The sequence below is a fragment of the Pyxidicoccus sp. M15 genome (assembly GCF_056858435.1).
In genome coordinates, this window is record NZ_CM166495.1 from 12,067,691 (window position 1) to 12,084,933 (window position 17,243).

The 17,243-nt window shown below is 71.3% G+C and carries 15 protein-coding genes; 6 read left to right on the forward strand and 9 right to left on the reverse strand.

Annotated features, from left to right (window positions below; genetic code table 11):
- The first annotated feature begins 162 nt into the window (after positions 1-162).
- From ACX9TP_RS44900 to ACX9TP_RS44925, 6 genes are all read left to right on the forward strand, one after another.
- Positions 163-1,197, forward strand: coding sequence for a M23 family metallopeptidase (locus ACX9TP_RS44900; RefSeq protein WP_482976859.1), 1,035 nt, complete (start codon positions 163-165; stop codon positions 1,195-1,197).
- A 154-nt stretch (positions 1,198-1,351) separates the two neighbouring features.
- On the forward strand, positions 1,352-1,915 hold the full coding sequence (locus tag ACX9TP_RS44905; RefSeq protein ID WP_482982327.1) for a Uma2 family endonuclease: 564 nt from the start codon (positions 1,352-1,354) through the stop codon (positions 1,913-1,915).
- Between the two features lie 66 nt (positions 1,916-1,981).
- A complete protein-coding gene (locus ACX9TP_RS44910; RefSeq protein ID WP_482976860.1) occupies positions 1,982-2,428 on the forward strand; it encodes a hypothetical protein in 447 nt (148 codons plus the stop codon).
- A gap of 1 nt (position 2,429) precedes the next feature.
- On the forward strand, positions 2,430-3,554 hold the full coding sequence (locus tag ACX9TP_RS44915; RefSeq protein WP_482976861.1) for an alpha/beta fold hydrolase: 1,125 nt from the start codon (positions 2,430-2,432) through the stop codon (positions 3,552-3,554).
- Positions 3,551-4,462, forward strand: coding sequence for an alpha/beta fold hydrolase (locus tag ACX9TP_RS44920; protein WP_482976862.1), 912 nt, complete (start codon positions 3,551-3,553; stop codon positions 4,460-4,462). The genes ACX9TP_RS44915 and ACX9TP_RS44920 overlap by 4 nt, the downstream gene beginning before the upstream one ends.
- Before the next feature lie 417 nt (positions 4,463-4,879).
- Positions 4,880-6,001, forward strand: coding sequence for an outer membrane protein assembly factor BamB family protein (locus ACX9TP_RS44925; RefSeq protein WP_482976863.1), 1,122 nt, complete (start codon positions 4,880-4,882; stop codon positions 5,999-6,001).
- 1 nt (position 6,002) lies between these two features.
- Here ACX9TP_RS44925 and ACX9TP_RS44930 read toward each other — a convergent pair whose 3' ends face one another.
- From ACX9TP_RS44930 to ACX9TP_RS44970, 9 genes are all read right to left on the reverse strand, one after another.
- Entirely contained in the window at positions 6,003-6,752 is a 750-nt protein-coding gene (locus ACX9TP_RS44930) for a queuosine precursor transporter (RefSeq protein ID WP_482976864.1), read from the reverse strand.
- Positions 6,753-6,774: 22 nt separating this feature from the next.
- Complete coding sequence (locus ACX9TP_RS44935) at positions 6,775-7,554, reverse strand: SDR family NAD(P)-dependent oxidoreductase (protein WP_482976865.1); 780 nt, start codon at positions 7,552-7,554, stop codon at positions 6,775-6,777.
- Positions 7,555-7,678: 124 nt separating this feature from the next.
- Complete coding sequence (locus tag ACX9TP_RS44940) at positions 7,679-8,518, reverse strand: dihydroneopterin aldolase (protein ID WP_482976866.1); 840 nt, start codon at positions 8,516-8,518, stop codon at positions 7,679-7,681.
- On the reverse strand, positions 8,515-9,240 hold the full coding sequence (locus ACX9TP_RS44945; RefSeq protein ID WP_482976867.1) for an SDR family oxidoreductase: 726 nt from the start codon (positions 9,238-9,240) through the stop codon (positions 8,515-8,517). Before ACX9TP_RS44945 ends, ACX9TP_RS44940 begins: the two co-directional genes overlap by 4 nt.
- Before the next feature lie 162 nt (positions 9,241-9,402).
- Positions 9,403-9,921 (reverse strand): hypothetical protein, encoded by a 519-nt coding sequence (locus tag ACX9TP_RS44950; RefSeq protein WP_482976868.1) that lies wholly within the window; start codon positions 9,919-9,921, stop codon positions 9,403-9,405.
- Between the two features lie 135 nt (positions 9,922-10,056).
- Positions 10,057-11,181, reverse strand: a complete 1,125-nt coding sequence (locus tag ACX9TP_RS44955) for a hypothetical protein (protein WP_482976869.1) — start codon at positions 11,179-11,181, stop codon at positions 10,057-10,059.
- Positions 11,178-14,264: an IPT/TIG domain-containing protein gene (locus ACX9TP_RS44960; RefSeq protein WP_482976870.1), complete on the reverse strand. Its 3,087-nt coding sequence runs from the start codon at positions 14,262-14,264 to the stop codon at positions 11,178-11,180. The genes ACX9TP_RS44955 and ACX9TP_RS44960 overlap by 4 nt, the downstream gene beginning before the upstream one ends.
- Before the next feature lie 35 nt (positions 14,265-14,299).
- Complete coding sequence (locus tag ACX9TP_RS44965) at positions 14,300-15,790, reverse strand: hypothetical protein (RefSeq protein WP_482976871.1); 1,491 nt, start codon at positions 15,788-15,790, stop codon at positions 14,300-14,302.
- Entirely contained in the window at positions 15,790-17,226 is a 1,437-nt protein-coding gene (locus ACX9TP_RS44970) for a choice-of-anchor D domain-containing protein (protein WP_482976872.1), read from the reverse strand. The genes ACX9TP_RS44965 and ACX9TP_RS44970 overlap by 1 nt, the downstream gene beginning before the upstream one ends.
- Positions 17,227-17,243 lie beyond the last annotated feature (17 nt).

The following is a 17,243-nucleotide window of genomic DNA, read 5'->3' on the forward strand; positions in this document are numbered from 1 at the left end:
CGCGGGCGCGCGAGGAGGCGCCCGAGCCGCTCACCGCGGGCCCGGCATCCGGTGGAGGCCCCGGCCGGCGGTGGGCCCGCTTCGCGGACGACACCCTGCCCCGTCCGTCGTTCCCCTCATGAGAAGCCATGCGTGAGGTCCACGCGGGCGGGGGGAACAGCGATGACTCGTTACGGAACGGCTGCGGCGGTCCTTCTCATCCTCCTGGGGGGCTACGCGGCGGTGATGTTCTTCGCCTCCTTCGCGGGCTTCGCGGGTGACGGGCCCATGGTGCCCACCGCGGTGGTGGCGCTGCTGTGCTGGGGCGGCTTCATCGTGCTCACGCTGCACGGCCTGCGGCGCGCGCTGGCCGTCCGCGGGGGCGAGGCAAACCGGTTCGACGCCACGGTGTTCTGGACGAAGACGCTTCCATTGATTGGAGCGGGCTTGTCCATCATCACGGCGTTCGCCTTCGGCTTCGGCGCCTTCGCTTCGTGCGGTCCGGTGTGGCTGTCGGGGCTGTACCACTGGGGTGGGCTGGTGGGCAGCATGCTGTGCTTCGGCGCGTGGTTCGCCGCGCCCTTCATCGCGCGAGAGACGGCGGGAGACGCGGGGCAGCGCGTGGAGCTTCCCGGCTGGGGGCGGCTCGCCATCATCGGCACGGCGGTGTACGGGCTGTGGGGCGTGGTGTGGCTCGTCGCGTGGATGCTGCTGCGCGGCTCCATCGAGGCCGGGGCCTATCCGACGGCGGCCAATTCGCCGTACCAGCTCCCGTATCCCGACGGAGAGCGCTCGTGGGTCATCCAGGGCAACAACTCGCACTTCAACCACCAGGAGGACGAGGAGTTCGCCTGGGACTTCCGGCGCCAGTGCGGCACCCCGGTGCTGGCGGCGCGCGGCGGCACGGTGCTCGGTGTCGAGCACGACTTCGAAGGCAACGGCAAGGGCAAGAAGAACAACTTCATTACGGTGAAACACGACGACGGCACCGTGGCGAAGTACATGCACATCAAGACGGGCAGCGCGAAGGTGGCGGAAGGCCAGACCGTCAAGCAGGGAGCCCCGCTGGCGGAGGTCGGCAACGTGGGCAACAGCCTCACCGGCCACATCCACTTCGTGGTGGAGAAGAACGGCGACGGCATCCCCGTCACCTTCCAGGACGTCGACGAGGACAAGGGCATTCCGCGCACGTTCGAGCGCTACGCTTCAGCGAAGTGAGGACGCGCCGGCATTTTCGCGAGTTACCTGGAGGATTGTCCCCCGCGTACAGGATGTCAGAGGTCTGGTGCATGCTGGACACATGAGCGAAGACATCCAGGTGCAGGGGGAGGGGCAGGTTGCGACGAACGGGGCGGGGCCGCATCCTGAGGACATGGGCGACACACCACGGCCAGAGGACGTCTACGAGGCGCTGGAGCGACTCCCGCCCAACGTCGTTGGTGAGGTCATCGATGGCGAGCTGTACGTGAGCCCCAGGCCCGCGACGCCCCATACCCGGTCGGCGTCGCGGCTTGGAGCCATCCTCAGCCCCTTCGACCTGGGAACCCAGGGCCTTGGCGGGTGGATCATCCTCGATGAGCCGGAGCTGCGCGTGGGCCACCGCCCCGATGTGCTCGTCCCCGACCTCGGTGGATGGCGCCGCGAGCGGATGCCCGAGCTGCCGACCGTCGCCGCCATGACGCTCGCGCCCGACTGGGTCTGCGAGGTGCTCTCTGCCTCCACGGAGACGCTGGACCGGAACCGGAAGATGGCGGTGTACGCGCGCGAGGGCGTGAAGCACCTGTGGTTCGTGGACCCGCGGCTCCAGACTCTGGAGGTCTACCGCCTACAAGGCGGAGACTGGCTCCGCCTCGGCGTACACACGGGCGACGCCGTGGTCCACGCCGAGCCCTTCGAGGCGCTGCCCCTGAAGCTCGCCCTTCTCTGGGAAAAGTGAACCACGGTTCATGTTTTTGCGGCCCCCCCGGCGCGCCCCTCCCCGCCTTGGGATAAAGTCCCGTCCATGAGTCAGTCGGAAGCACCGGCTCCCAACAAGGGGCTCCTCGCCCGCGGCCTGAAGCTGCTGGGGCAGCTCACCCACCCACAGACACGCACCGGCAAGGTGTTCACCCGCGCCGAGCAGGGTCTCACCCGCGTGCTCGCACGCGTCGCCGAGAGCCCCACGTACCTGCGGGTCAGCGGCGGCCTCATGCGCCAGGGCTTCAATGCCCGCATCCGCCGTCGGGGACTCGTGGAGCGCACGCTGCGCACCCTCCGCCTGCCCACGCCCTCCGAGGTGGAGGACCTGAGGGACCAGCTCCGCCGCATGAATGACCAGGTGGAGGCGCTCGGCACCCAGCTGGAGAGCATGGTGGACCTCGTCCACACCCCGGAGAGCTCCGAGGCTGACGCCTCCGAAACCCGCGCGCCCCGCCCGAAGGGGCGCGCCTCGTCCACGCGCCGCGCCTGACATGACCGCGTCCACCACCCAGCGTCTCCGCTCGTTCGTCGCGAGCAAGCTCGACCTCCCGCGCGCCGTGGCCAGCGTCCTCAAGGCGCGGCCGCTCAACCCCTACCCGTACCTCAAGCCCATCATCGAGAAGGCGTCCGGCGTGCGCGAGCCGCCCATCAGCGCCACGCCCCACACCGTCGTGTACACGCGCGGCAGCATGCGCCTGTTGCGCTACGCCGCGCCCCGGCGGCGCTACCGCACGCCCATCCTCTTCGTCTATTCGCTCATCAACCGCTGGTACATCCTCGACTTCCTCCCCGGGCGCAGCCTCATCGAGCACCTCACGCGCGCCGGCTACGACGTCTACGCCATCGACTGGGGCGTGCCCGGGAAGAACGAGGAGCACATCGACTGGGAGGAGCTGCTGGGCGGCCTCATCCAGACGGCCGTGCAGTGGACGCTGCGCGTGAGCAAGAGCCGCGAGCTGACGCTCTACGGCTACTGCATGGGCGGCACCATGGCGCTGGCGTACACGTCCCTCTACCCCGAGGGCGTGCGCAACCTGGTGGCCCAGGCCACGCCCGTGGACTTCAGCAAGGGCGGCGTCTACACGCTGTGGACATCAGCGGAGAACTTCGACGTGGACTCGCTGGTGGACGCGTACGGCAACGTGCCCACCAAGGTGCTGGAGAGCGGCTTCATGATGGCCGCACCGGTGCAGCGCCTCACGCGCTGGCTGGAGGTGTGCCGCCGCATCGACGACCCGGACTTCGTCACCACCTTCCTCGCCATGGAGCGCTGGGGCGCCGACCCCGTGCCCTTCCCCGGCGAGGTCTACCGCCAGTACATCAAGGACTGCTACCAGCAGAACCTCTTCCCCAAGGGGCAGATGCAGGTGGGCGAGCAGCACATCGACCTGGGCCGCATCCAGTGCTCGGTGCTCAATGTCATCGCCGAGCAGGACAGCATCGCCCTGCCCGCCATGAGCGAGCCGCTGCCGTCGCTGGTGTCGTCGAAGGACGTCGAGACGCGGCGCTACCCGGTGGGCCACATCGGCCTGTCCGCCTCCAGCAAGGGCGCCACCGTGGTGTGGCCCTCCATCGCCGCCTGGATTGGCGAGCGCTCGAAGACGATGGAGCCATGATTTCCACCGGGACAGAGACGACAGGAGCGGGAGTGCAGGTGCGCGAGGGCTCCATCCGCCTGCGGGACGGGCGGCGGCTCGCGTATGTCGAGTCCGGTGACCTGGACGGCCTGCCGGTGTTCTTCATCCACGGCAACCCGGGCTCGCGCTACATGCGGCACCCGGATGACCGGCTCACGCACGGGCTGGGCGTGCGCCTCATCACCCCGGACCGGCCGGGCTACGGGCTGTCGGACTACCAGCCCGGACGCACGCTGCTGGACTTCGCGGACGACCTCGAGCAGCTCGCCAACGCGCTGAAGGTGGGCCGCTTCGCCCTCTTCGGCGTGTCCGCGGGCGGGCCGTATGTCGCCGCCTGCGCGTGGAAGCTGGGGGCGCGCCTCACCCGCGCGGCCATCGTCTCCGGGGCGTCGCCGCTGAAGCGGCGGGGGGCCATGGACGGGGTGAACCGGGACTACCGAAACGCGTACTCGATGGCGGCATGGCCGGAGTGGCTGCTGCACCCGCTGATGGCCATGCATGACCGGCAGGTGCGCGCGAATCCGGCGAAGGCGCTCGCGGGAGTCCTGGCGCACGCGTCGCCGGATGACCGCGCCGTGCTGGCGGACCCGCTCATCGCCGCGCAGGTGCAGGGCTGGCGCCGCGAGGCCACGCGCAACGGAGTGGCGGGCATGCGGCGCGAGGCGCACATCCTCGCGTCCCCGTGGGACGTGCCGCTGGAGGAGATTCGCTGCGAGGTGGACCTCTGGTACTGGGAGGGGGACAGCATCGTCCCGCCGCAGATGGGGCGCTACCTGGCCACGCGGCTTCCGCGCGCCGTGCCCCACTTCCTCCCGGGCGGCGGACACTTCTCCATCTACTCCCACTGGAGGGACATCCTCGCCCCGCTGGTGCACGCGGGCGAATGACGGCTTCTCGCCGGGCTCCTCCGGCCTGGGGCGGGACGCCTGGCTGGAGTGGACGCTCTCCCGCGGGTGCGAGCCGACCGGTGTTGACGGCTCGACACCGGGTGGCCTTTCGGCCTCATGAAACAGGCTTCGCGTCCCGCGCGCCGTGAAGTAATGGACCCTGGCCTTGCCTCCCAGGGCGGGCCTGTACAGTTTCGCGACCGGCCGGAAACCGGGGCGGGAGTGGGGACGGGCATGGTGCGTTGGCGAGCAGGCACGGCGGGGTTGGCGCTGGGCGTGTGGGCTGCGCTCGGAGTTGGCTGCGACCAGGGAAAATCGGGGCCCACGCCACAACCCACCGTCGAGGAGCCGGCCCCCACGCCGGGTGCGCCTTCCGAGCTCGAACCGGGAGATGCCCGCTGGACGGTCCACACCGCAGTGGCCGGCAGACAGGACGTCACGGCCGTCGCCTCGGATGGGAGTGGCGGCGTCGTCGTGCTCGGCACGAGCGAGGCCCCCGCTCCCAGAGGCACGCCCCAGGGCGCCACCGGCACGACGCTCACCGTCTCGCGCCATGACGGCAACGGGCAGCAACTCTGGAGCCGGAGCTTCACGCCCGAGCCGGGAGACAAGGGCCTCGCCGCCGTGGATGCGCCGATGCTCGCCGTCTCCGCGTCGGGCGACGTCTTCGTCGCCGGCAGGGTGGAGGGCCGGCTCCCCATGGGGGACACCGTCATCACCGACAGCCCCTTCGTGGTGAAGCTGGCGCCGGACGGCAGCCTCCAGTGGGCCCGGGCCTCGGGCTCCGTGAAGGCGCTGCTGCCGGGTGGAGACGGCGAGCTGGTGGTGGCGCATGGCCTGGTGGTGGAGCGCCACGACGCGCGGGGGGGCTCACGCTGGAAGCGGGAGGTCCCCGCGGTGGGCTCGGCCACCGTCGCCGCGCTGGACGTGGAGGGCGGGCTCATCATGGCGGGACAACGCCCCCTGGGCCCCTTCGAGAGCCGTGGCTTCATCGTGCGCCTGTCACCCGACGGCGAGGTGCGCTGGGAGCGCGAGGTGGGCCCCGGCGCGCCGGACTTCACGGACGTGTCCTTCCGTCCGGATGGCAGCTTCCTCTTCACCGGTGACTTCACCGGCATCCTGGAGTGGGGGCGCGCCACGCTGCGCACACCGTGCACGGAGCGCGGCTGCCAGCGCACCGTGTTCGCCCTGGCCACGGACGCCTACGGAGAGCCCCTCTGGGGGCGCATGCCGGACAGCGAGGACCTGAGCGGCGCGGAGGGCGCTCGCCTCGCGGTGGACACGGACGGAAGCGCGGTGATGCTGTGGCGGCACGGGTGCGGCTCGGAGCTGGCGCGCCTGTCGGCCAGCGGTGACGTGCTGTGGCAGAACCTCTACGTCACCACGCCTTGCTCCGCGACGCCCCTGCTCCGCGACGTCACCTTCCTGCCCGGCGGCGACGTGGTGGGCGCGGGCATGTTCTCCGGCGCGCGCGCCTTCGGCGTCCGCTTCTTCGCCGCGGACGACACCGACGTCTTCCTCCAGCGGCTGGTGCCCTGACTCAGGCCGCGCGCGACGTGGCTTCCGGGGGCGTGGCCTGCGCGGGCGCTTCCACGGGCTCGCCATTCTCGCCGAGCACCACCGGCTTGATGCCCAGCTTGCGCTCGACGAAGGCGTGGCCCAGGTAGATGAACGGCGTCAGGCCCACCGCCACCAGCAGCTTCACCGCGTAGGACGTGTAGATGATGTTCAGGATGGTCGCGGTGGGCAGCAGGCCCGACCACGCGACGAACTGCACCACCACCGTGTCGATGAGCTGCGACACCAGCGTGGAGCCCGTCGCGCGCAGCCACAGCATGCGGTTCTGCGTGACGCGCTTGAGCAGGTTGAAGATGGCGATGTCGCAGAACTGGCCGATGAGGTAGGCCACCATCGACGCCATCAGGATGCGCTGCGAGCCGGCGAAGATGTTGTTGAACGTGGTCTCTACCGCGCCCTGCCAGTCCGGCGCCTGCGTCAGCGGGGCCCAGGGCACCTGCACGGCAATCCCAATCACCACGAAGGCGAAGATGGCCATGAAGAAGCCCACCCAGGTGATGAAGCGGGCGGCCTTCTTCCCGTAGAACTCGTTGAGGATGTCCGTGAGGAGGAACGTCACCGGGAACGGCAGCATCCCGATGGACATCACCGCGACGATGGGCCCCAGCTTCACCTCGAACAGCTTCACCGAGATGATGTCGCCCACCACCAGCGAGATGACGAACACCGCCGCCAGCACCACGAAGAGCTGAATCCGCTTGTCGAGGACCATCGGCCCGCGTCTATACCGCGCCTCACTCCCGGAGCAGTAGCCCCCCGTCCAGGACCAGCTCCGACCCGGTGAGCCAGGAGGCACCCAGGAGGTAGCGCACCGCTTCCCCCACCTCGTCCGGGGTTCCGAGGCGACCGAGCGTATGCAGCGCCCGCAGGCCCGCCAGCTGGACCTGCTGCCTGCGCGCGTACTCCGCGGGTGACAACGGGTCTTCTCCCGGTGCGAGCCGCACCTCGCGCGTCATGTCCGTCTCCACCACGCCCGGGAGCACTGCGCTGGCTCGCACGCCCCGGGATGCGCCGGCCAGGGCGAGCACCTTCATCACCTGGATGAGCCCCGCCTTCGCCGCGCTGTACACGGCGCTGGTGAGGACGGGACGCGTGGCCAGCGTGGAGGCGACGAAGACCTGCGCTCCGCCCGGCTCCAGCACCTCCAGCGCCTGCTCTCCCAGCCGCAGCGGCGCCACCAGGTTGACCTCCAACTGCGCGCGCAGGGCGTCCTCGCCGATGTGGCCCGGCGGCTGGTGCACCACCTGACCCGCGCTGTGGACGAAGCCGTCCAGACCGCCCAGCAGCGCGGCCGCCCGACGCAGCAGCCCGTCGCGGGCTTCCGGTGAGGCCAGGTCACACGGCAGGGCGAAGGCCTTCCCCGGCCACTCGCGCACGAGTGACTCCAGCACGTCCGCGCGCCGGCCCGTCACCACCACCTGCCCGCCCGCGCGCAGCAACGCCTCCGCCACCGAGCGACCGATGCCGGTACCGCCGCCAGTGACGAGCACCTTCCGGGTGCCTGTCGCGCTCATGGCCGCGCTCCCGCAGCGAATCCGGAGCAGGTGCCTCCGCCAGTGACGAGCACCTTCCAGGTGCCTGCCGCGCTCACGGCCACGCTCCCGCAGCGAATCCGGAGCCGGGGGGTGCCCGCCGCGCTCACGGGCTGCGCTCCGCCGGTGAGCCCGGGGCCACGGGGGCCTCGAGCGGGTAGTAGGAGAAGCCCGTGGCGGGAGCCAGTCCCTCGGCGGGTGGCTCCGTCTCCACCTCGTCCGTGGGGATGAAGCGCGGCCGGTCCACGCACAGCACCGTCTGCTCCGTGGCCGTCGGGTTGTCGTAGCGGTGCGGGAAGCCGCGCGGCCAGTGGAAGGCCATGCCCCGCTCCACCGGCGAGCCTTGCAGCAGCAGCCCGGGGCCGAGCACCAACTCGCTCTCCTCCATCTGCTGGTGCACGTGCGTGGGGATGGTGCCGCCCGGCTTCACGCGCAGGCGGTAGACGCCGTAACCCGCGCCCTCGTGGATGATGTCCACGCGGCCGAAGGGCTTGTCCTCGCGCGCGTACTCCATCTCCTCGGAGGTGCGGTGAATCTGGAGCGACGGCACCGCCATGCCCCCCAGCGCCTGCGGCTTGGTGACGCGCACCGTGGCCGCGTACACCTGCGCCCGGGGCACGTCGCTGGTGGGCGGCGCCAGCACGTAGCGGCACACGGCCTCGGCGGCGGACTCCAGCAACTCGAAGCGGCACGCCTCCAGGAGGAAGCGCAGCTCGCCCGTCAGCCGGCCATAGTTCACCGTGTTCGCCAGCTTCCCGCCCGCCGCCGCGCTGCGCGTGTCCAGGAAGAGCGCCACGTCCAGCCGCAGCGGCTGGGCCGCGAAGCGCTCGCGGTTGAAGACGCCCACGATGCAGTCCACCGTGAGGCCCCGCAGCTCGATGACGTCCAGCGGCCGGCCCTGCGGCGTCGTGACGACCGGGGGATGGAAGGGGGGCTCTCCATTCATAGCTGTGCGCTCCTGCCGCCATCCACGGCGATGACCTGCCCGGTGAGGTACGGCGCCTCGCGGGCGAGGAAGACGATGACTCGGGCGATGTCCTCGACGGTGCCCTCGCGCCCCATGGGAATCCGCTTCAGCACCGCCTCGCGCGCCGCCGCGTCGAAGTCCTCGGGGAAGGCCACCGTGCCCGGGGACACGGCGTTGACTCGCACGTGCGGGGCCAGCTCCACCGCCAGCGCACGGGTGAGCATGATGAGGCCCGCCTTGCTCACCGAGTAGTGCGAGTAGTGACTCACCGGCCGCTCGCCGCCGATGTCGGTGACGTGCACCACCAGCGGGTCCTTCCCGGAGCGCAGGGACGGCAGCAGCGCCTGCGTGAGGAAGAAGGGCGCGTCCAGGTTCACCGCCAGCATCGTGCGGTACTGCGCGCGGGAGACGGAGGCGAAGTCCACCCGCTCGAAGAGGCCCGCGTTGTGGACGACCACGTCCAGCGCGGGGCACGCCTCGCGCACGCTGGCGCCGAGCGCGTCCACCGCGTCGGGGTGGCTCAGGTCCCCCGCGTGGAGGGTGACGCGGCGGCCGAGCGCCCGGAGCTCTTCCGCCAGCGACTCCAGCGAGTCGAGCGAGCGGTTCGCGTGGAGCGCCAGGTCATAGCCGGCGCGGCCGAGCGCGCGGGCCACCGCGCTGCCGATGCGGATGCCGGCTCCCGTGACGAATGCGGTACCCATGGGCCGCATTCAGTAACAGGCCGCTCGCGGAAAGGCACCATGCGCCTGAAAAGGCGCGGGGCGCACCGGACTACCCCCGTAGTCCGATGCGCCCCGCGGTACTCCCTGCTTCGGTGCTTCCCCTGATGCGGTGCTTCCCCCTGATGCTTGATTCCGTCTTCGCTACGGGTGGTAGCTGGCCGCGTGGGCGCGGTTGGTGCGCCAGCCGCCGTCATTTCCGTAGGACACCCAGACCCACTCCTGCACGGCCTGGTAGTGGCCGGGCACCCAGCGGTTCTCGTAGTAGCCGCCCGTGCACTTCGTGACGCGCGTGCGCCGGTTGTAGCGCTCCTTGCAGACCTCGGGGACCCACACGCGGTCATGGCGGCCTTCGACGTAGCGGTTCACCGTCTGCAGCTCGTAGCGGCCGCGGGCCCGCGGAGGCGGCAGCGGCGCCGGGCCGTGGTTGCACGCACTGCCGTGGACGTGGACCTCGACGTAGCCGTTGCCGCCACCATGGTGCCGGTCGTCGTGGCGGTCGTTGCGACGGTCGTCGCGGTAGTTGTCGCCACCGCCGTTCGTGCGCCGCGAGGCCTCCTGGTTGGCCCAGTCACGCACGCTGCCGTCTTCCGCCAGAGCCGCCGTGGAGCCGAAGAGAAGGGTGCCGAGAACCAGGGACGCGATACCAGTCTTGAGAGCCATGTCGTTCAACCTCCGTCGTCCTGCTTGCACCTTCTGACGGGGGTCCCCGCGGTTCATTCAATGCCCGGGGCCCCGGCATCTTCCGGGGCGGGCGCCACCTGGACCTACATTGGAAAGGCTCGGGAGCTTGCGGGGTTAGCGGGGTGCGACCTCGGCGCAGGTCAGCCCCTCCTCGGGGGCGCAGTTCTGTCCCACGAGGCAGCCCCCCACGCCTCCGGAGTCCACGCAGCGGATGGGCCGGCAGTCCGCGTCCCCCGTACAGGCCCGGCGACTCACCGTGCACGCGCCCTGGCTGCAGGCGTCCTGCACGCAGTCCGCGTCCTGCTGGCAGGTGCAGAAGCCCTCCACGTCGCCCTCTCCAATCGCACAGCGGCCCGCGCACGCGCCCGTGTCCTGTCCCGGTGACTTCACGCAGCGCCCGCCGTGCCCGCAGTCCGGGTCCTCGCGGCACGGGAGCGACGGCGACGGTGCGCACTCCGCATCCGAGCGGCAGCGCGCACGGCTCGCGGCCACCACCACGTCCGCGCACTGGTAGCCGTGGGGACACCCCTGCCCCTGCGAGCAGTCCACGCCGCAGAAGGCGGTGCCCGGACTCGTTGGTTCGCGCAGGCAGAAGTTCGCGCCGCGACCGCAGACCTGGAGACCGCCTCCGTAGGTGCAGCTCGCGCAGTAGGGGCGGCGCATCGGGTCGAAGTCGCTGTCGCAGCGTTGAGAGGCGCCGCAGCGCTCGCCGAAGGCACAGTCCTCGGTCTCCGCGCAGAAGGTCGCGTCGCAGACGCCCAGCGCACAGGCGGCGCGGCCCTCGCGCGTGGTGGCGTCGCAGGTACAGGGCGCGTCACCACAGCGGCAGGCAGTGCCCGGGCAGTCGCCTTCGCTCCTGCAGCCGGACACGCAGGTGGTGCGCGAGATGTCACAGACCTCGCCCAGCGGGCAGTGCAGGTCCGAGGTGCAGCGGCCTCGGGTGAGGCAGGTCCCGGTGCCCGTGTCGCAGAAGAGGGAGGTGTCGCCGCAGTCCGCGTTCGACTCGCAGCCCGCGCGGTCCTGACAGAAGCCCGCCGGGTTGCAGGACTCGCTCGGGCCGCAGGCCGTGTCCGTGCGGCAGCGGCAGACGTGTGCCTGCGTGTCGCAACGGTATGCCTCCGCGGGCGAGCCGCAGTCCGCGTCCGCTCGGCAGCCCGTGCCCGGCTCCGGAGCGTCGTCGCGGCAGGCGGCGAGCACGAGCAGCAGCAGGGCGACGGGCCAGGTGCCGCGGCGGTTCATGGGTCGAAGACCTCCGAGCGGCTCAGCACGTAGGCTGTCCACGTCGCGGGCGAGAGCGTGTCGTACGTCCACTGCGCGTATTCGAAGCGGGGCACTCGCGCCGTGGACAGGTCCGCGCGCAGGCGCGTGCCTTCGGGCAGGCCGGCGCGAAGCACCTCCAGCGCGGGGGTGGGAAGCGTCACGCGGCCTTCTCCTGCCGGGAGGATGGCCGTCCAGCGAATGCCGCTGCCCTCGCCCAGCGCGGTGACGGTGAGCCGCTGCACGTCTGGCTTCGTGGACGACGAGGCCGTGCTCCACGCCACCTCGCCGGTGAAGCGCTGGCCGGACGGAGGAGCGGTGAAGGTGGGTAGCGGCAGCAGCGGCCCGAGCGTCAGGCCCTGCGCGAGGTCTCCCGGCTGGCGGTGGTAGAGCAGGCTCTGCGGATACGTGGTGGTGCCTCGCAGCAAATCCAGGAACAGGAGGCTCGCTCCGTCCAGCCGTGGCAGGTCGGGGAACGTGAGCCGTGGACCCGCACCTTCGATGATGGAGAAGAAGCGCGTCCCCGTGCCCCAGTTGTGCGGGTGCGGCACCAGTCCCTCCGCCCCCAGGTCCAGCCAGGCGTACACCTGGTGCAGCGCGGGCTGTCCCGACACGCTGACGGGGCCGTCCACCGTGAGCGGCGCGGTGACGTCCAGGTGCATGTCCAGCACCACGTCCTGCCCCTCCGTGACTCGCGTGGAGGAAGCCGCGACGCCGCGGCGCACTCCGAGCAGGTAGGGCTCGAAGTCCACCTCGTCCTTCAGCACGCCCAGCACCGCGTACACCGCGCGCAGGCCGGGCTGGCCGTGGACCTTGAACACGCCTCCATCCTCTCGCACGCGCCACGTGTCCGCGCGCCGGTCTCCCGGTCCCGCGAAGGGCGGCCCGGCGGTGGGGCTCGGCTGCGCGACGAAGACGCGGGCCTCCATCACCTCGTTCGGACCGAGGGGCCTTGGTGGCTTGAAGCCTCGCACCCGGCCGGTGATGACGGCAGGCGGAAGCTCGGGGGGATTGCCCGGGTTGCCGTCGCTCGTGAGCTTGCGCAGGAACACCGTCAGGTTCTCCGCGCGGATGCCCGCCACCGTCACCGCGTCGTAGCCTTCCCTGAAGGCCGTGGCGACCTGTGCGCCCGCCATCCGTGGGTCCGAGAGCGTGAGCTGGCCCCTCACATCCGTGACGCCCTGGAGCGGTGTCGCCGCGTCCGTGCCGAGCATCACCCGCGCGCCCACCACGGGCTGCCCGTAGGCTCCCGACGACGTATCGAGCACCGTGACGTTCAGCGTCCCCGTGAGCGGTCCACCGGAGAGCCCTCCGGGGCCCCTCGGGTCGAAGTACGTGAAGACCTCGGACAGCGCGGAGCGGGCGCCTGCTCGCGTGACGACCACCTCCACCGGGGCCAGCACCCGCGAGGACGGCGTGCGACAGGTCAGCGTGTGGCCGTCCACCACCTGCACGTCCGTCGCGGGCTCGCCTCCGAAGGTGACGGTGGTGCCTTCACCGAAGCCCGCGCCTCGCACCGTCACGCGGGTGCCTCCGGCGATGGCGCCCCGGGCGGGCTCGACCTGCGCGAGCACGAGCGGCGCCTCGAAGGTGAAGGCGGATGGAAGGAGGACCTCGTTCTCCGGGTCGCTCGCGGAGAAGACGTGGAGGGCCTGTGCGCCCGCGCCTCCTGGAGGTGTCGTGAAGCGCAACTGCTCCTGCGTGGGTGCCGAGACCGCCGTGGCCTCGAGAGCCCCCACCCGCACCACCGCGTCCGGTGGAATGAACGTTCCTTCCACCGTCACCGGCATACCGCCGGCGGTGGGCCCCGTGTCGGGCGCCACCCGGGAGAGCACGAGTTGGAAGGTGTAGCCATTCGGAAGGCTGGCGCTCGCGGTGCCGGCCGTGACGCTCACGGTGACGATGCGTGGCAGCGAGGCCTGCGCGGGAACCGTGACGGTGGCCGTCGTCGGCGTGGTCGTGACGAGCGGAACGGCCTGGCCCCCGAAGGACACCGCGAGGCCGGGCTCGTCGAGCCCGCTCCCCGTGAGCGTCACCGTGCCGTCCGCCCTCGTGCCGACGTGGGGGAAGACTCCGCGCAGGGTGAGGGTGCCCGCGAGGGCCTCCTCGTAGGTGAAGCCGTTTCGTACCGTCCAGGCGCCTCGTGGGGTGAGGACTGTCACGTCCAGGGCTCCAGCGCTCGGGCCTGGTGGCGCGGTCGCCGTGAGTCGGGTGGGTGAGTCCACCTGGAACAGCGGGGCGGGTGTGCTTCCGAAGAGGACGGAGGTCGTGCCCTCGAAGCCCTTCCCTGTGAGCACCACCCGCGTGCCGCCCGACTGAGGCCCGGTGAGCGGAACGACGTCCGTGATTCGCGGGTCGTCGCCGTAGCGATACGCGCGCCGCAGCACGCCTCCGCTTCCCTGCCCTTGGACCCTTACGTCCACGGGACCTTCGCTCAGAGCTCGGGGGACGATGACGCGCACTTCGGTGGATGAGACCCGTGTGACGGCGGGGCTTGCTGCGCCTCCGAAGAGGACCTGGAGCTCCGCGGGGAAGCCCGTGCCCACCAGCGTCACCGTGTTGCCACCGGAGAGCGCTCCTTCCGATGGAGAGAGGTCTCGCAGGTCGAAGGACTCGAAGTACGTGAAGCAGGCTTCGCAGCGGGCCGTGCCTCGCGGGTTCTCCAGCGTGAGGCTCGCGGGCCCGGAGGCCCCCGGCGGCGTGCGGAGGTCGAGCGAGGTGTCGTCGATGAGCTGGAAGTCGCGCACCTCGCGCTCGCCCAGCTTGAGCACCGTGCGACGGGCCGCTTCCGTGGGAGTCGCGGCCACGCCCTGGACGAAGCCGCTCCCCGTGACTCGCACCCAAGCGCCGCCGCCACTGTCGCCCCTTGCTGGCAGTAGCGACAGGAGTGTGGGCGCCGGGCCCGCGTCCGGCCAGGAGCCCGCATCCGGGCCCGCGTCTTCGGCTCCGGCCCCCGCGTCGGTGAGGCCGGCGTCGGGGGTGACTGCCGGCGGACGCGGGGTGTCACCACAGGCGGCGAGCACGGGCAGGAGGCACAGCACCGCCAGACGCAGGTGTCCTGCCATGGCGGTGACAGGGCATCGGATGCGGCGGCCCACGCTCATGGCAGCAACTCCGCCTGGAGGGTGTAGCCATTCGCGGTGCGCGCCGTTTCTCCGGTGATTCGCGCGGTGAGCGTCCTCCCTCCAGCGATGGAGGCGGGCAGTGAGAGCGTTGCTCCGTTCGCATCGATGGAGCAGCCCAGCTCCTGGGTGCCCTCTTCTCCAAGGAGACACAGGCGCAGCAGCCCTTCCGCGGCGACGTAGTTCGACAGGGAGACCCGCACACCCTGCCCCTCCGGCACGGTGAGACGGAAGTGGTCCTGGTCTTGCGGACACAGCATCCCTTCGAGCGGTGTGCTCGCGGTCAGGGCTGTCGCCGTGGCGGGTGTGTCATTGGGCTCGTGGGCGTCGTCGTCGCACGGCGTTCCCCGCGAGAGGAAGAAGCCCACGTCGTACGCGCGCGGCTCACTCCCCCGCGCCGCGATGCGCACGGTGTACGTGCCGGGCACCGCCGCGACGTGCGTCGCCAGGAAGCGCCCCGACGCGAGCACCCTGCCACTCGCGTCCTGGAGCGTGGTGGAGAAGGCTGACTCCGCGAAGGCGTCCGCTTCCACGTTCACGCCGAGCTGGTCACCTCGCTCCAGCGTGATGGAGAAGTGGTCCACGTCGTCCGGGCAGAGGGTGAGGCCGAGGTAGCGGCTCGCTCGCACCTCGTATGACGTGGCGCCGGTATCGTTGGGCTCCAGCGTGTCCGGCTCACAGGCCCTCGGAACGCAGGTGCCGGTTCCGACCTCACAGCGCTGGTCGGCCGCGCACCCGTCGTCCGAGGTGCAGGGCGGCGGCTCGGGCAGACACACTCCGCTCGGCACGTGACACTGGAGGGGCACCGTGCAGTCCCGGTCCGAGTAGCAACGCGGTGTCGCCGCGCAGCGCCCCGCGGCGTCACAGAGGAGTCCGGGTCCACATTCCGCATCCTCCTCGCATTGGACGCATCGGCCTTCCGCGCAGCGCTCTCCGGAGGCACAGACCTGGGACGCCGTGGCCTCGGTACAGCGGGGCACGCAGGCGTGCAGCCCCGTGTTGCAGCGCTCCTCCGGACCGCAGTCCGCGTCCTCCACGCAGCCCAGGTCCTCTTCACACACGAGGCTCGCCGTGTTGCAGCGCTGGCCTGTCGGGCACTCGTCCCGCTCTCCGGACGGACAGAGGACCACGTCCGCGCGCTGGCGACAGAGTCCCTGATGGCACCACTTCCCGAACTCACAGTCCGCGCTGGCCGCGCAGTCGGTGCCCCAACCCTCGCGCAGGGTGCAGACCCGCGCTTCCGCTTCGCAGCGCTCCTTCAGCCGGCACTGGCCACTGGACTCACACGGGCCGCAGAAGCCCTCCGCCCCGCAGACCTGTCCTCCCTCGCAGTCGTCGCGGCGCTCGCAGGCTGAGACGTCAGGGCCCGCATCGGGCACGGGCTTCGCGGGGTCGGAGGAACAGGCCACGAGGAGCATGCCCAGAAGCAACGCGGGCAGCACCGGAAGACTCCGATTGGCGCGCGCCATCACGGCACCTCCGTGACGATGCCCGCGGGCCACTGCACGTCCGCCACCGTCCATACATCGCCCTGCTTCGCCAGCGTGCGACGGAACTCGCCCTTCAGCACGCCCCGGTCATACACCCGCACCGTGGCCTCGCTGCGCGGGTCCACGGCCCCGTTCTCGCGAGCCAGCACCACCGCCACCCGGTACGTCCCGGACACGGGGCTCTCGTAGCCGAACACCTCCGGCCCGTAGCCCGTCAGCCTGTCTCGCAGCAACGCCGGGTCGTCCAGCGGGCCGGGGGCTCCCCAGTCCGGACGCGGATTCGCGTAGTGGCAGTCATCCGGCGCGGCGCCCAGCACCGCGTCCGCCCCGCGCAGCAGGTGCAGGTCCAGGTCCGTCAGCGCGTTGTCCCAGGACACCTCCACCAACAACCGCTGCGCGGGCACCGCCACCACGCGGGCCGTCGCGGGCTGGAGGCTCCGCGCCCCCGCCGCGTCCATCACGTGCAGTTCCACCTCGTATTCCCCCGGCACCACCGGGTCCAACCGCAGCACGGTGTTCGCCGCTCCAGCCTGGACGATGGCGGCCTGGGCTCCCACGGGCCGATGGCGGAGGGCCCACTGATACGTGAGCGGTGCGTCCCCGTCCGGGTCCCGCGAGCCCGTCGCGTCGAGCGTCACTTCCTGGCCCGGTGCGCTGGCTCCCAGCGGTGCCAGTTCAGGCACGGGCGCGCGGTTCACTCCTCCACGCAGCGACACCGTGGCCTCGCGGTGGTCGGGGTCCGTGGTGCGCAGACGCAGGGTGCCGCTCGCGGGCTCGGACATGGCCCCCACCGTCGCCGTGTAGCGCACGGTGATGGGGACCTCGGTGCCGGTGGCCAGCACCGCAGGGGTTCGCGTCGAGCCGAGCAGCTCGAAGGTGGCGGGGGTGTCGCTCGTGAGCGCGAGTTCCTCCAGCACCAGGGAGGCGCTGCCTCGTGAGCGCACCGTGAAGGACCGCACCGCCGCGCTGCCTTCCGATACTCGGCCGAAGTCGAGTTGCGGTGGGTCCAGCTCGATGACGGCCGCGGTGCGGCCCTCTCCGCGGAGTGAGACTTCCGTCGTGCCCTGCTCGGGGTCGTCCGTGCGCAGCTCCAGCGTCGCTGTATAGGCCGCCTCGCGCGGTGGCACGAAGGCCAGCGTCACGGGGGCCTCGCTCTGCGCGGCGACTTCTTCCGGCGAGGAGACCACGCGGAAGGGAGTGTCCGCTTCGCGCACCGTGACGCCGAGGATTCGCAGCGATGCGCGCCCCGCGTTCACCAGTGGCAACGTCAGCGTGCGCTCGTTCAGCGCGGGCACCGGGCCGAAGTCGAGCGTCGGCTCCGGCGCAACCCAGCGGGGAAGCACCGGGCGCGCGGCGCCGTCGCCTCCGCAGGCGACTCCCATGAGGCAGAGGAGCGCGAGGAGCAGGATGGACAACTTGTGGAGAACGCGAG

What these genes read in the sequence shown, in the direction of transcription:
- ACX9TP_RS44930 (WP_482976864.1), bottom strand. Translation starts at nt 6,752, where the DNA reads ATGGTCCTCGACAAGCGGATTCAGCTCTTCGTGGTGCTGGCGGCGGTG.
- ACX9TP_RS44935 (WP_482976865.1), bottom strand. Translation starts at nt 7,554, where the DNA reads ATGAGCGCGACAGGCACCCGGAAGGTGCTCGTCACTGGCGGCGGTACC.
- ACX9TP_RS44950 (WP_482976868.1), bottom strand. Translation starts at nt 9,921, where the DNA reads ATGGCTCTCAAGACTGGTATCGCGTCCCTGGTTCTCGGCACCCTTCTC.
- ACX9TP_RS44900 (WP_482976859.1), top strand. Translation starts at nt 163, where the DNA reads ATGACTCGTTACGGAACGGCTGCGGCGGTCCTTCTCATCCTCCTGGGG.
- ACX9TP_RS44960 (WP_482976870.1), bottom strand. Translation starts at nt 14,264, where the DNA reads ATGGCAGGACACCTGCGTCTGGCGGTGCTGTGCCTCCTGCCCGTGCTC.
- ACX9TP_RS44910 (WP_482976860.1), top strand. Translation starts at nt 1,982, where the DNA reads ATGAGTCAGTCGGAAGCACCGGCTCCCAACAAGGGGCTCCTCGCCCGC.
- ACX9TP_RS44920 (WP_482976862.1), top strand. Translation starts at nt 3,551, where the DNA reads ATGATTTCCACCGGGACAGAGACGACAGGAGCGGGAGTGCAGGTGCGC.
- ACX9TP_RS44945 (WP_482976867.1), bottom strand. Translation starts at nt 9,240, where the DNA reads ATGGGTACCGCATTCGTCACGGGAGCCGGCATCCGCATCGGCAGCGCG.
- ACX9TP_RS44905 (WP_482982327.1), top strand. Translation starts at nt 1,352, where the DNA reads ATGGGCGACACACCACGGCCAGAGGACGTCTACGAGGCGCTGGAGCGA.
- ACX9TP_RS44940 (WP_482976866.1), bottom strand. Translation starts at nt 8,518, where the DNA reads ATGAATGGAGAGCCCCCCTTCCATCCCCCGGTCGTCACGACGCCGCAG.
- ACX9TP_RS44955 (WP_482976869.1), bottom strand. Translation starts at nt 11,181, where the DNA reads ATGAACCGCCGCGGCACCTGGCCCGTCGCCCTGCTGCTGCTCGTGCTC.
- ACX9TP_RS44965 (WP_482976871.1), bottom strand. Translation starts at nt 15,790, where the DNA reads ATGGCGCGCGCCAATCGGAGTCTTCCGGTGCTGCCCGCGTTGCTTCTG.
- ACX9TP_RS44915 (WP_482976861.1), top strand. Translation starts at nt 2,430, where the DNA reads ATGACCGCGTCCACCACCCAGCGTCTCCGCTCGTTCGTCGCGAGCAAG.